Source organism: Helicobacter sp. 11-8110, assembly GCF_003288905.1.
In the GTDB taxonomy this organism is placed as follows: domain Bacteria; phylum Campylobacterota; class Campylobacteria; order Campylobacterales; family Helicobacteraceae; genus Helicobacter_D; species Helicobacter_D colisuis.
The window spans coordinates 47,266-59,252 of sequence record NZ_NHYL01000005.1; the positions used below are offsets into that span (position 1 = coordinate 47,266).

At 30.6% G+C, this 11,987-nt stretch carries 14 protein-coding genes; 3 read left to right on the plus strand and 11 right to left on the minus strand.

What is annotated here, in order from left to right; all coding sequences use genetic code 11:
- Window positions 1–3 precede the first annotated feature (3 nt).
- From CCY98_RS05735 to CCY98_RS05750, 4 genes are read right to left on the minus strand one after another with little or no spacing between them, the layout of a single operon-like run.
- Window positions 4–561, minus strand: coding sequence for a MotE family protein (locus CCY98_RS05735; RefSeq protein ID WP_112057612.1), 558 nt, complete (start codon window positions 559–561; stop codon window positions 4–6).
- Window positions 558–983, minus strand: coding sequence for a flagellar export protein FliJ (locus CCY98_RS05740; protein WP_112057613.1), 426 nt, complete (start codon window positions 981–983; stop codon window positions 558–560). Before CCY98_RS05740 ends, CCY98_RS05735 begins: the two co-directional genes overlap by 4 nt.
- Window positions 980–2,227, minus strand: coding sequence for an adenylosuccinate synthase (locus CCY98_RS05745; protein ID WP_112057614.1), 1,248 nt, complete (start codon window positions 2,225–2,227; stop codon window positions 980–982). The genes CCY98_RS05740 and CCY98_RS05745 overlap by 4 nt, the downstream gene beginning before the upstream one ends.
- Window positions 2,224–3,075 carry an ATP phosphoribosyltransferase regulatory subunit gene (locus CCY98_RS05750; protein WP_112057615.1) on the minus strand — a complete coding sequence of 284 codons (852 nt, stop codon included), beginning with the start codon at window positions 3,073–3,075 and terminating at the stop codon, window positions 2,224–2,226. Before CCY98_RS05750 ends, CCY98_RS05745 begins: the two co-directional genes overlap by 4 nt.
- Window positions 3,076–3,199: 124 nt before the next feature.
- Here CCY98_RS05750 and CCY98_RS05755 point away from each other — a divergent pair, with 124 nt between their 5' ends.
- The 3 genes from CCY98_RS05755 (at window position 3,200) to CCY98_RS05765 (ending at window position 5,246) form a co-directional block, all read left to right on the plus strand.
- The gene (locus CCY98_RS05755) at window positions 3,200–3,517 is read left to right on the plus strand and encodes a hypothetical protein (protein ID WP_112057616.1); all 318 of its coding nucleotides are present in this window, start codon (window positions 3,200–3,202) and stop codon (window positions 3,515–3,517) included.
- Between the two features lie 95 nt (window positions 3,518–3,612).
- Window positions 3,613–4,890 carry a homoserine dehydrogenase gene (locus tag CCY98_RS05760; protein ID WP_112057617.1) on the plus strand — a complete coding sequence of 426 codons (1,278 nt, stop codon included), beginning with the start codon at window positions 3,613–3,615 and terminating at the stop codon, window positions 4,888–4,890.
- On the plus strand, window positions 4,890–5,246 hold the full coding sequence (locus CCY98_RS05765) for a YraN family protein (protein ID WP_112057618.1): 357 nt from the start codon (window positions 4,890–4,892) through the stop codon (window positions 5,244–5,246). Before CCY98_RS05760 ends, CCY98_RS05765 begins: the two co-directional genes overlap by 1 nt.
- On the opposite strand, the gene queF is transcribed toward CCY98_RS05765, so the two are convergent.
- The 7 genes from queF to CCY98_RS05805 all read right to left on the minus strand — a co-directional run bounded on the left by queF (window position 5,243) and on the right by CCY98_RS05805 (window position 11,906).
- Window positions 5,243–5,710, minus strand: coding sequence for a preQ(1) synthase (gene queF / locus CCY98_RS05770; RefSeq protein WP_112057619.1), 468 nt, complete (start codon window positions 5,708–5,710; stop codon window positions 5,243–5,245). The two genes, CCY98_RS05765 and queF, sit on opposite strands and share 4 nt — an antisense overlap.
- Before the next feature lie 133 nt (window positions 5,711–5,843).
- Window positions 5,844–6,686 carry an HNH endonuclease signature motif containing protein gene (locus tag CCY98_RS05775; protein ID WP_112057620.1) on the minus strand — a complete coding sequence of 281 codons (843 nt, stop codon included), beginning with the start codon at window positions 6,684–6,686 and terminating at the stop codon, window positions 5,844–5,846.
- Window positions 6,683–7,390 carry an OmpA family protein gene (locus tag CCY98_RS05780; RefSeq protein ID WP_112057621.1) on the minus strand — a complete coding sequence of 236 codons (708 nt, stop codon included), beginning with the start codon at window positions 7,388–7,390 and terminating at the stop codon, window positions 6,683–6,685. Before CCY98_RS05780 ends, CCY98_RS05775 begins: the two co-directional genes overlap by 4 nt.
- Window positions 7,387–8,685, minus strand: coding sequence for a hypothetical protein (locus CCY98_RS05785; RefSeq protein WP_112057622.1), 1,299 nt, complete (start codon window positions 8,683–8,685; stop codon window positions 7,387–7,389). The genes CCY98_RS05780 and CCY98_RS05785 overlap by 4 nt, the downstream gene beginning before the upstream one ends.
- Before the next feature lie 156 nt (window positions 8,686–8,841).
- A complete protein-coding gene (gene gltS / locus CCY98_RS05795) occupies window positions 8,842–10,050 on the minus strand; it encodes a sodium/glutamate symporter (protein ID WP_112057623.1) in 1,209 nt (402 codons plus the stop codon).
- An 88-nt stretch (window positions 10,051–10,138) separates the two neighbouring features.
- Window positions 10,139–11,431, minus strand: coding sequence for an adenosylmethionine--8-amino-7-oxononanoate transaminase (locus CCY98_RS05800; protein ID WP_112057624.1), 1,293 nt, complete (start codon window positions 11,429–11,431; stop codon window positions 10,139–10,141).
- Window positions 11,432–11,504: 73 nt separating this feature from the next.
- Window positions 11,505–11,906, minus strand: a complete 402-nt coding sequence (locus tag CCY98_RS05805; protein WP_112057625.1) for a DUF5666 domain-containing protein — start codon at window positions 11,904–11,906, stop codon at window positions 11,505–11,507.
- Window positions 11,907–11,987: the final 81 nt, after the last annotated feature.

The window sequence follows — 11,987 nt, forward strand, 5'->3', positions numbered from 1 at the left end:
ATTTTAATTATTTTGTGAATTTACTTTTGTTTCTTGGGTTTCAAAAGGGGGTCCTTTTTGGATTATTTGCGTTAGATTCGCTGCTTTTTGTGGGTCCATTTTAGCTAGAATCTTGCTCACCACTTTTGTATCTAGTGCAAACAATATCATCGCTGCTTCAGATTCTGGGAGATTTTCCAAAATTGCAGCAGATTTAGAATCTTTCATACCTGCATAAGTTGTGCCAATTTTGCTCTGTGTGGTATTTTTTATTTCTGCTAGAATCTTTTCATTTTTTTCTAAAAGCCTTTTAATTGCCTCTTCTCTTTGTTCTAATTCCTTTTTTTCAGCCGCCAAAGCCGCTTCTCGTTTTTTTAAATCCGCATCTTTTTGGTCTAAAACATTTTGAGTGGCACTTTGCAAAGCTTGCAAGGCTTGTTGTTGTTCATCAATCTTTTCAATCTCTCGCAAAATTTCTGCTTTTCTCTGTTCAAAAATAATATTGCAATCAACAATCCCACTCCCTTCCACACTCCACAAAAAACTTGTCAGATAAAAGCCAAAAAACACTGCTTTTTTCATTTTTGCTCCTTATGATTAGCATAAAGCATTACAGAAATTTCATCTAAATCCTTGCTTTCTTGCTTTTTTAATCTTTCTAAATTTTTCTTAATTTCTAATCCATCTAAATATTTTGCTTTTTCGTATTCTATATTTTGGACTTTAAAATAATCTTGCAATTCTTGCTTTTGCCTTTTAAGTAAGGCTAATTCTCCCATTTTAAAATCAATAGTTTGGCGATATTCATTTTTGTGATGCACAAAAGTTAAAAAAGCTTGATAAACCCCACTTTTTGGTTCTTCTAATGTCGCAAATTCTCTCACTAAAGCATCAATTTCAGCTTGTTTGGCTTGGATTTGTTGCGTATTTTTTTGTAGCATTAATTCAGCTTCATCTACTTTTTTTTTGCGCAAAATCACAAGCTGAGTGAATTTTGTTTTCATCTAAAAATTGTATCATTCCTATCAGGGCTAGTAGAAATCATACTAAATTTCACTCCAATTAATTTCTCTAATTCCAAAATATATTCCTGCGCTGCTTGTGGTAACTTATCAAACTCCCTAATTCCAGCAGTTTTATCCCAACCTTTGAAACTTTTATAAATAGGTTTTATACCTTCAAAATCAAAAGGAAAAGTTTCTAGAATCGTGCCATTTTTATCTTGGTATTGAGTGCAGACTTTCACTTCATCAAAACCATCTAATACATCAAGCTTCATCATAGCTAACTCGCTTACACCATTTAAACGACAAGCATATTTTACAGCCACTGCATCAAGCCAACCGCATCTTCTAGCGCGTCCTGTGGTAACGCCAAATTCTCCTCCTTTTTGGCGTAAAAGCTCTCCAATCTCTCCTTTTTCTTCTGTTACAAAAGGTCCATTTCCCACTCTTGTGCAATAAGCCTTAGTGATTCCAATGACATTGCCTAATTCTCTAGGAGAGATTCCACTCCCACTACACGCACCTGAAGCTGTTGTTGTAGAGCTTGTAACAAAAGGATAAGTTCCATGATCAATATCAAGCATACTTCCTTGCGCACCCTCACAGAGAATTTTTTCTCCCCTATCCATAGCCGACCATAATAAACTAGTTGTATCTACTACAAAAGGGAGTAGCGCTTCTGCATAAGAATCAAGTTTTGCTTTAAGAAATTCTTTGTTAGGAATCTCTCCACCTAAATTAATAATATCCTTTTCTTCCATTAATTCTAAGACTTTTTCGCACAAAGTTTGTGTGTCTCTTAACTCTCCGATTCTAAAGCCTTTACGCGCGACTTTATCGGTATAAGCAGGTCCTATTCCCTTGCCTGTAGTGCCGATAGCCTTTTTGGCTTTTTTTTCATTTAATTTATCTAAAAACTCGTGATAAGATAGAATCAAATGAGCTTTGTTGCTAATAAATAATCTACCCTCTAAATTTTGGAATTGTTGCATCTCTTCTAGTAATGCACTTGGGCTAATCACAACTCCATTACCAATAATATTTTTACATTGAGAATAGAGAATTCCTGATGGAATTAGGTGTAAGGCGTATTTTTTACCATTTACAACAATGGTATGCCCCGCATTATGTCCTCCTTGATAGCGCACAACATAATCATAATTTTGGGCAAGTAAATCCACCATTTTACCTTTACCCTCATCACCCCATTGAATCCCTACAATCAAATCTGCCTTTGTCCTCATTTCTTCTCCTTAATTAAATGCAAAATTACACAATCTGTATAAATACCAAAACCACAAGCCCTTTGTTCTAAAATCTCATAATCTCCGCCTAAAATCATTGTTTGATTCTCCAAGAAAAAACGAAAAAGCATTCCTTTATAATAAGACATGGGTGAATAAAAAAGTGGCGCAAGAATCATATTTTCATAATCAATGTTTTGTGCTAAATTTAATAAACTTTCTAATTCTTTTTTTAAAGATTCTGGAGCTTTTATCAAAAGAGTTTTAAGTGAATCTTTATCCTGCACTTCCAAAAGTTCTGCTAAAAATTCATTAGTGCCTTGGATAGCGCCCACATCATTTTTTTCAAAAACTTCTAAAGATAGCCCAAATTCCTTTGCACAAATCTCTGGAATCTTCACATTTGATAATTGTAAAAAAGGCTTAATATTTATATTTTTTAGAATCTTAAGTGACATTTGTATAAAGGGTAAAATATCGCATTCTTCTAAATTTTCTACACCAATTTGGTGGATTTCTTTTGTAGGGTAAGTAAAAATAGGCTGGATATAAAACCACTTCTTTTTTGTGTTATTTTCTTTTAAATGGGGCGCTAAAAGTCTAATAGTATCAATAGTAGAATCGCTTCTTAGTGTGATTTGATGGTTAAAGGGATTGCTGATTCTTACAAACTCCCTGCTTTGCATATCTCTTTGATATTGTAAATAAGAAAAAGTCGGGGTTAGAATCTCTTCATAATCATTTTGATAAAGTATCTCGCTGACAAGATTTTCAAAATCCCTTTTAACTTTTGCACTTTTGCCAAAATAAAGCTTCGAATCCTGCGGTATTTCGTGGCTTAAAATCAAACATTATCCTTAAAAATTCTCTCTAAAAGTTGCATTATAACATAGTTTTTTATATTTATTTGATTAAAGGGCAAAAACCAAACACTTATGATAAAATTCACATTACCATAAATGGAGGTGAAAAATGGCTTTTAAAATCAATACTTTAGTTTCTCTAACTCCAAAAGAACCACACAAACCACAAACCACAAAGCCCCAAAAACCACAGGAGAATCAACAAACCTCAACACAAAATTCTAATCCTATTAAAAAACCTCTTGGAAATTTAGATTCTACTCTTCCACAAAGCTCTAATAGTGCTTTTAGCTCACTTTTTCTCTCCCAAAAAGATTGGCTACAAAAAGAATTTGGAATCACCGATGAAACAATCAAAGATTTACTAAAAGAAAGCCAAGAGCAAGACTATATTTCTGATTTTTTGTGGAAATTTCAAAAACTCTAAAATAACACACCAAACTCTACAAAATTTCCTTAAAACTTAAAAAAATCTTATTTTTAAAATGCTATAATTCAACTTTATCTAAAAAAGGCACTTTTATGAAAAAACAATTAAATATCGGAATCATTGGGCTAGGCGTCGTTGGAAGCAGTGTTGCAAAAATTTTAAAAGAAAATCAAGATCTCATTGCAGCAAGAGCAGGTTGCCAAATTATCATTAAAAAGGGTGTGGTGAAAAATCTCTCAAAAAGTCGAGAAATCTTTGATTTTCCTATCACAAATGAAGTAGAAAGCATTTTAGAAGATCCTGAAATTGATATTATTGTGGAGTTAGCAGGAGGTGTTCAAGAGCCTTTTGAAATTGCTAAAAAAGCGCTTTATCACTCCAAAGCCTTTATCACTGCCAATAAAGCAATGCTTGCCTATCACCGCTATGATTTACAAAAAATTGCCGGAGACTTACCAATTGGTTTTGAAGCAAGTGTAGCAGGTGGGATTCCTATTATCAAAGCCTTGCGCGATGGACTTGGCGCTAATCATATCTTAAGTATTTGTGGAATCATCAATGGGACTTGTAATTATATTTTAACACAGATGAAAGAACAGAATCTTAGTTTTGAAGAAGCTTTAAAAGAAGCTCAAGAGCTTGGCTATGCAGAGAGTGATCCTAGTTTTGATATTGGTGGTTATGATGCCGCACACAAACTTTTGATTCTAGCAAGTATTGCTTATGGAATTGATGCTAAGCCTGAAGATATTTTAATTGAAGGAATCACACAAATCACACAAGAAGACATAGATTTTGCAAAAGAATTTGGATACAACCTTAAGCTTTTAGGAATCGCTAAAAAAGATAAAGAAAGTGTGGAACTTAGAATCCACCCTACTTTATTGCCACAAAATGCGATGATTGGTAAAGTTGATGGAGTGATGAATGCTATTAGTGTGGTAGGTGATAATGTAGGCGAAACACTCTTTTATGGCGCAGGTGCAGGGGGAAATGCAACTGCAAGCGCTGTTATTTCAGATATTATTGAAATTGCTCGCACCAAAAGCTCTCCAATGCTTGGCTTTAAAACCTCCATTGAAAAAAATCTCACACTCAAGCCCATAGCAGAGATTCAAAGTGCCTATTATTTGCGAATTATTGTCCTTGATAAACCTGGAGTTTTAGCTCAAATTACAACGATTCTAGGGCAACAAGAAATCTCTATTGATACTTTCTTACAACGCAAGGCTAAAAATAAGAATCATTCTACCTTATTGCTTTCTACTCACACTTGTCTTGAATCAAAGATTCAAATTGCCATAGAAAAAATCAATAACCTAGAAATCACACAGGAAAAACCTGTAATGATACGGATTGAGAAAAACTAATGAATACCACTCAAAAGGGAAAAGAAGCCGAATCTTTTGCCTGTGAGTATCTCAAAAATCAAAACTTTGAAATCTTAAAACAAAACTTTTTCACATCCTTTGGGGAAATTGACATTATTGCTAAAAAAGAGGGGGTTTTATACTTTATTGAAGTTAAAAGTGGAATTGGTTTTGAACCTGTATTTAATATCACCAAAACTAAACTAACGCGTTTAATTAAAAGTATTGAAGTGTATTTAAAAGCAGAAAAAAATAAAGATTCTTACTGCCTTAGTGCAATTATTCTCTCTAAAGAGACTTCAAAAGATTCTGCTTTTAAAATCCAATGGATTGAAAATTTAACACTTTTTCTCTAACGATTATCAATTTTTTCTGGATATAAATCGTGATTTAAAAGCCTAAATTCTGCCATTTCTGCATATTTTGTATTAGGGATTCCATAATTCACATAAGGATCTATGCTAATCCCCCCTCTTGGTGTAAATTTTCCCCAAACCTCAATATATTTTGGCTCCATAAGCTCTACTAAATCATCTAAAATCACATTCACACAATCTTCGTGAAAACCTCCGTGATTCCTAAAACTAAAAAGATAAAGTTTTAATGATTTTGATTCCACCATTTTAAGATTAGGAATATAAGAAATATAAATCGTAGCAAAATCTGGCTGTCCTGTAATAGGGCAAAGACTTGTAAATTCAGGGCAATTAAATTTTACAAAATAATCGCGTTTAGAATGTTTATTTTCAAAAGTCTCTAACACTTCTTTATTGTATTGAAAAACATAATCTGTTTGTTTTCCTAATTGTTTTAATTCCATATGCAACCTTTTAAATTTTTTGTTCTATTTTTAAAAATGAAAATTTTTGGTGAAGTTTTAAACACTTCCGCCTAATTTATAAAATCATATACCATATTACAATAAGGTTTAACAATATTTTTGCCTTCATCATTTAAAAAGCTGTATTTTTTCTATTAATTTTAGCGTAATGTTCGTGCATAGGTTCTTTGGAATGACACTCTTTACACAACACCATTAAATTCTTTGGATTATTATGATTTTTTTGTCCATTAATATGATGAACATCCAATTGTGCTTTATTTTGTGAAAAATCCTTATGGCATTTTTGACATTTCCATTGAGCTTCTTTTCTTGTATTATATGAAATTTCCTTCCAATCGTTAGAATAAATATTTAAAGGTGCTATTTTATCGCTAAAATGATTCTTAGAATCGATAATATTTTTTGGATATTTTTTAAAAAAATCTTTTAAATCAAAATTGTTTCTTATTATTGAACGATCTTTGCCTGAATACTGATTAATATTATGCCAATTTAATTTTCTTAAGCAATACATACAAACATCTAGCTTCCTCTCTTGGCTTTTGGTTTTTACCATAGTATCTCCTTGAAAGCCAAAAAAATTAAGCCAAAAAATACCATCATCTCTACTACTTACTACATATCTATGTTTTCTATTATTGGATAGCATAGTTTGATAAGCATTGCAATAGCACAAGTGATATCTTGGTAAAGCGCTGTTTATATCATTTTCTTTATATAAAGGCGAAACATCTCTTATGTATATTAACACTCTACGATTTTTATAAGAAAAAGTGCCATCATTAAGAACTTGAATATCATCTATATCAACATCTATACCTTGTGTTTCTAGTAGTTTAACTTCTTCTGCACTAATAGAATTTTTAATATATGAAAGATCTATATGTTCTAATGTTGCACCAATTTTTATTCTTAAGTCTATTATAGGTTTTAATATACTTTCTATATTCACTTATTAACAACCTCTGCTATCTTATTCTCTATATTAGTTCTTACTCTAAATTCTACTCTTTGAGAGTTTATGAAATTTTCTTTTTCTCCTTTTTGCAAGGTTTGGCTTTTATCATTTAGCGGTTTTGCTGAAGAAAAACCTATCGCTCTGAAATGTTTTTTTAGCCATTCTTTCTCTTTTTTATCTAATTTCAAACTTAGTAAGTATTTTATTACTTCTCTTGTTCTAGCTTGAGAGAGCTCCATATTATTTAAATAAGCAGTATCGCCTTTGATATTTCCCCAAAATGAGCTTGTATGTCCTTCTATCCTAATTTCTTCTATATTATTAACAAATTGTTTATCCATCATAATTTTTAAATATCTTGGAAAAAATTCATTGAGTATTTCTTTAAATTTTGGACTTAAAACCCAAGAACCTGTTTTAAACAAAATATCAGGTTGATAAAAACGTATGGTTAAATCCTTATCAAGCACTGCACCCCAACCTTTTAAATCTTTATCAAATTCCTTATTTAAGCGCTCACTTAAACCTTGAGTTGTTTCTTTAAAAATTTTAGGCACTCTAACGCTATCTTCTACTTTAATCATATATACAATGCTGATAAGCAAAAAAAGTAACATTAATGCAGTCATTATGTCGCTTAATGCTATAAAAAAATCATCACTATCGCTTGTTTTTTTCTGTTTTTTTAAAAATATCATCTTAAATTACTCATTTTTTGATTTAAAGAAGAAAGGTTTGAAAGAATGGTATTGTAATCATCTACAAATTTGGTAGAGATTGAAGCTAGATTAGATCCAAGATTTTTTAATACATTTTCTAATTCTTGATCTAGTGTTTTGATTTGTGAATTAATAGATGCTGAAGCACTATTTAATCCCTCAATAAGTTGAGTGTTAATTTTTTCATTGTGTGCTGATAATTCTGTATTAAATTTGCCTACATATTCGCTTATATCATTTATTAGTTTCTCACTAGCTTTTGTATAACTTTCTTCTAGATTTACACTTAACTTAGAAATATTTTCTATAGTATTTAAACTTTGTTCTTTAAAATTATTAATTTCCTGTATTAAAGAAGAAATAGAAAGTTGTGTATTTTTTAAAAAAATATCTAAATTTTCTATACTACTTTGTATTTGAATTCTTTGCTCGGATATTTCTTTTAAAATATTTTCAAAAGATTTTGCATAGCTAGTAAATTTTTCAGAATTATCTACTACAACCGAATAATCTTCCACTGTTTTTTTTAAAGATGAAAGTAAATTTTCTATAAAGGATTCACTTTTTTCTATATAATTTTTATAATTTTCTTGCCAAGTTAATAAGGCACCAACTGCTAAATTTAATTGTTTGAAATTATCACCAAATTGTTCTGTTATTTTATTATTAAAATCCTTTATAACCTCCTCTAAAGCTTGTATAAATGCTTTAGAATTATTTTCTGCCATAGTTTTAGCAAATTCCTCAAAGCTATTTTTTATATTTATAAAACCTTGTTCATTGTCTGCTCTTAATAATTTTATACTATCATTGGTTTCTTTTGTGGCTCTTAAAGATTGGTTAAGAGTTTCTAAAGCTTCTTGATTTATTTTAATATTTTCTTTTTGTAAAACAATGATATCCTCTATTCCAATATCTTCCTTAATTTCCTCTTGATTAGAAAAAGGTTTTTCCATAAAAAGTGCAATAACTTTAAGTAAAATAGCAAAAAAAACAGCTTCCACAGAAACTAAAAAAGCTGTTTTAATACCTTCTATAAGCTGCGGTAAATTTTCTTCAATATTATTGGCATCAAAATTAGCAAGTCCTTTGGAAATACCATAAAAAGTGAAACATATACCTATGGTAATAAGCAGACTTGTGGAGGATTTATGAAGACTTTTTCTTTTATACAAAAGAAATAAAAATAGCAAGAAGAAAAAGATGATAATTATCGTTCCTTCTAAAATATGTCCTGATAAATTTTTATAGATGAGTATTGGTAATTCATACATAATCATACCTTATTACATTGAAAAACATAATTTGTTTGTTTTCCTAATTGCTTTAATTCCATATGCAACCTTTTAAATTTTACAGAATCTTTATTTATTTCATACATTTTAATTTAACTTTACAAAACTACCCAAAAAATGGATAACTTCTAAAAATTAAAAAAATGGAAATTTTAGTGTTCCACTAATTACAAATGCATTAATCAAATCAATAAAAAATGCTCCTACTAAAGGAACGATGATAAATGCCATATGGCTTGGTCCATAGTGTTGAGTAACTGTTTGCATATTTACCATTGCTGTTGGAGTTGCACCTAATCCAAAGCCACAATGTCCAGCTGCTAAAACAGCTGCATCATAATCTTTACCACAATATCTAAAAGTAATAAAAACCGCATAAAATACCATAATGACTACTTGAATAAGTAAAATTACTAACATTGGCAATGCCAAAGAAACAAGTTCCATAAGATTAATTGTCATTAAAGCAAATGCAAGGAATAAAGAAAGTGAAACATTTCCAAGCACTGCTACTTCTCTATCAAAAACTTGATGAATCTTAGTAGCTTGTAAAACATTTCGCAAAACTGCCCCTACAAGCAAACACCAAACAAAAGTTGGTAAAGTAAAAGAACTTCCTTGAAAGAATTTTGCCACCATTGTTCCTATAAGCAATGAAATTGCAATCAATGCTAGTGATTCAACAAAGGAAGTCGCTGTGATTAAGCGTTCTTTTCCAGGCTTTTCAAAAGCAATTTCTATTTCATCTTGTGAATGTTCATTAGGAAGTTTTAAATTGTATCTTTTTACCAAATAATGTGCCACAGGACCACCGATAATTCCACCTGCAATTAATCCAAAAGTCGCACAAGCCATCGCTACTTCTAAAGCAGCTGTGAAATTATAAGGTGAATTTTTAAATACCTCTGCCCAAGCAGCACCTGTCCCATGCCCACCACTCATTGTAATAGAACCGCCTAAAAGTCCTATAAGTGGATTAACACCCATAATTTTAGCCACTACAATTCCAGCAATGTTTTGTAAAATCAAAAGTCCTGCTACGATAAATAAAAATCCAAAAAGAATCTTTCCACCCTTTTTAAAAGAAGCAAAATCTGCACTTAATCCAATACTTGCATAAAAAGCTAACATTAAAGGATCTTTTAGAGAATTATCAAATTGAAATTTAATTCCACCATATTTTAAAAGAAAGAAAATAGCAATTGCAACGATAATTCCCCCTACAACAGGTTCAGGAATATTATAATCTTGCAAAAATTTACTCCGCGAAATAATCCATCTTCCAAGTAACAATACTGCTACTAATGCCACCAAAGTCGCATAAAAATTCAATGAAATTTCCATGATAAACCTTATTTGTATAAAATTAGTTAAACATTTTAATTAAAATAATATTATGCTTTTATAAATTTAAAAAATAATATTTTTAAAATTAATTTTTTAGATTTTTAAAAATATTTTCTAAACAATCTATAACATAACAAACTTGTTCTTTTGTAATAATATAAGGAGGCATAAAATAAATTGTATTCCCTAAAGGTCGTAATAATAAGCCTTTTTTTAATGCCAAATTAAAAATTTCCAAACCCTTTCTTTGTCCCTCAAAGCCTACTAAATCAAAGGCAAAAACCATACCACAATGCCTTAAATTTTTTACAAAAGTAAAGGATTCTAAAATTTGCATTTTTTCCCAAATAAATTGTGAGAGAATCTTATTTTTTGCAATGACATTTTCTTTTTCAAAAAGATCCAATACAGCATTTGCACAAGCACAAGCAAGGGGATTACCCGTATAAGAATGGGAATGCAAAAAAGACTTATTTTCTTCATAAGGAGCATAAAAAAGCTCATAAATTTCATTTGTTGTTACTACCACTGACAATGGTAAATATCCTCCAGTAATGCCTTTACTTAAACATAAAAAATCTGGCACCACATCACATTGTTCATAAGCAAACATACTTCCACTTCGTCCAAAACCAACTGCAATCTCATCAAAAATCACATAAATACCATTTTCTTGACATAATGTAATCGCCTCTTTGATAAATTTACTAGAATACATATTCATATTCCCTGCACATTGAATCAAAGGTTCTAACACAAAAGCTACAATTTCATCTTTTTTATCTGTTAAAACTTCTTTTAATTCTTTTAAAGATTCTTTATAATCTTCTCCAACAGGAGCTTTAATCTTTAGAGTTTGAAGTAAAATTGGCTGATAAACTTCTGTATAAATCCCAACATCTCCTATGCTTAAAGCACCAATAGTTTCGCCGTGATAGGCATTTTGCAAACATAAAAATTTATTTTTTGTTTTACCTTTAATCGCTTGAGCGTGAAATGCCATTTTTAAGGCTACTTCAATCGCACTAGAACCATTATCTGCATAAAAACATTTATTTAATTTAGAATCTAAAAGTTTAACCAAGCGATTTGATAAATCTATAATAGGTTTATGTGTGAATCCAGAAAAAATAATATGTTCTAAATTTTCTAATTGTTCTTTTAATTTTTGATTAATGTAAGGATTACAATGTCCAAAAAGATTAACCCACCAACTTGAAATACAATCTAAATATTGATTGCCATCAAAATCATACAAATACACACCTTTTGCAGATTGAATAGGGATTAGGGGAATGTTTTTTTCATGATCTTGCATTTGTGTGCAAGGATGCCAAATGTGTTTTAAATCTTGTTGTATGAGTGTTTGAGAATCCATAAAATACCTTTAGAAATTTTTGGTATTTTACCGCAAATTTTAAAGGTATAAAAAAATTTGAAGTTATTAAAAATTAATACGCCCTAGGCATACAATTCCATTCAATCTCTTTTGCAATGAGTTGCCCATCTTTTGGTAACCCTGTTGCAGGATTGATTGCTTGAGCATTATTAGCACTATAAGCATTATATCCACCATAAGGCACTGCTTCTACTTTAACATATTTACCTGGAGTTAAATCCTTAAAACTTCCATAGATATCTTGTCCAAATGGACCGCAATCATCACCCTTAATTTCTGTGTAAGGTAAAACTTTAATCACTAATTGTCCACCTGGTCCTGCTAAAGTAATAGTTTTATTTTTATCATCTACAGCTGAAATTTGTCCTTGCACATCAAAGTCAAAATCTGCCATTGCTGAAGTTGAAAATAACGCTGCTAAAGCTAAAGTTCCAAATAATTTTAAAGTTTTCATTTTTGCTCCTTTTAAAAATGAGTTTTAAATTTTAGATTCAAGTTTCCTTTCATCTGTAAGTGAAATTATAAAATTCATTTA

Coding starts and splice junctions, on each gene's coding strand:
- CCY98_RS05735 (WP_112057612.1), bottom strand. CDS start 561: ATGAAAAAAGCAGTGTTTTTTGGCTTTTATCTGACAAGTTTTTTGTGG.
- CCY98_RS05740 (WP_112057613.1), bottom strand. CDS start 983: ATGAAAACAAAATTCACTCAGCTTGTGATTTTGCGCAAAAAAAAAGTA.
- CCY98_RS05745 (WP_112057614.1), bottom strand. CDS start 2,227: ATGAGGACAAAGGCAGATTTGATTGTAGGGATTCAATGGGGTGATGAG.
- CCY98_RS05755 (WP_112057616.1), top strand. CDS start 3,200: ATGGCTTTTAAAATCAATACTTTAGTTTCTCTAACTCCAAAAGAACCA.
- CCY98_RS05760 (WP_112057617.1), top strand. CDS start 3,613: ATGAAAAAACAATTAAATATCGGAATCATTGGGCTAGGCGTCGTTGGA.
- CCY98_RS05765 (WP_112057618.1), top strand. CDS start 4,890: ATGAATACCACTCAAAAGGGAAAAGAAGCCGAATCTTTTGCCTGTGAG.
- queF (WP_112057619.1), bottom strand. CDS start 5,710: ATGGAATTAAAACAATTAGGAAAACAAACAGATTATGTTTTTCAATAC.
- CCY98_RS05780 (WP_112057621.1), bottom strand. CDS start 7,390: ATGATATTTTTAAAAAAACAGAAAAAAACAAGCGATAGTGATGATTTT.
- CCY98_RS05785 (WP_112057622.1), bottom strand. CDS start 8,685: ATGTATGAATTACCAATACTCATCTATAAAAATTTATCAGGACATATT.
- gltS (WP_112057623.1), bottom strand. CDS start 10,050: ATGGAAATTTCATTGAATTTTTATGCGACTTTGGTGGCATTAGTAGCA.
- CCY98_RS05800 (WP_112057624.1), bottom strand. CDS start 11,431: ATGGATTCTCAAACACTCATACAACAAGATTTAAAACACATTTGGCAT.
- CCY98_RS05805 (WP_112057625.1), bottom strand. CDS start 11,906: ATGAAAACTTTAAAATTATTTGGAACTTTAGCTTTAGCAGCGTTATTT.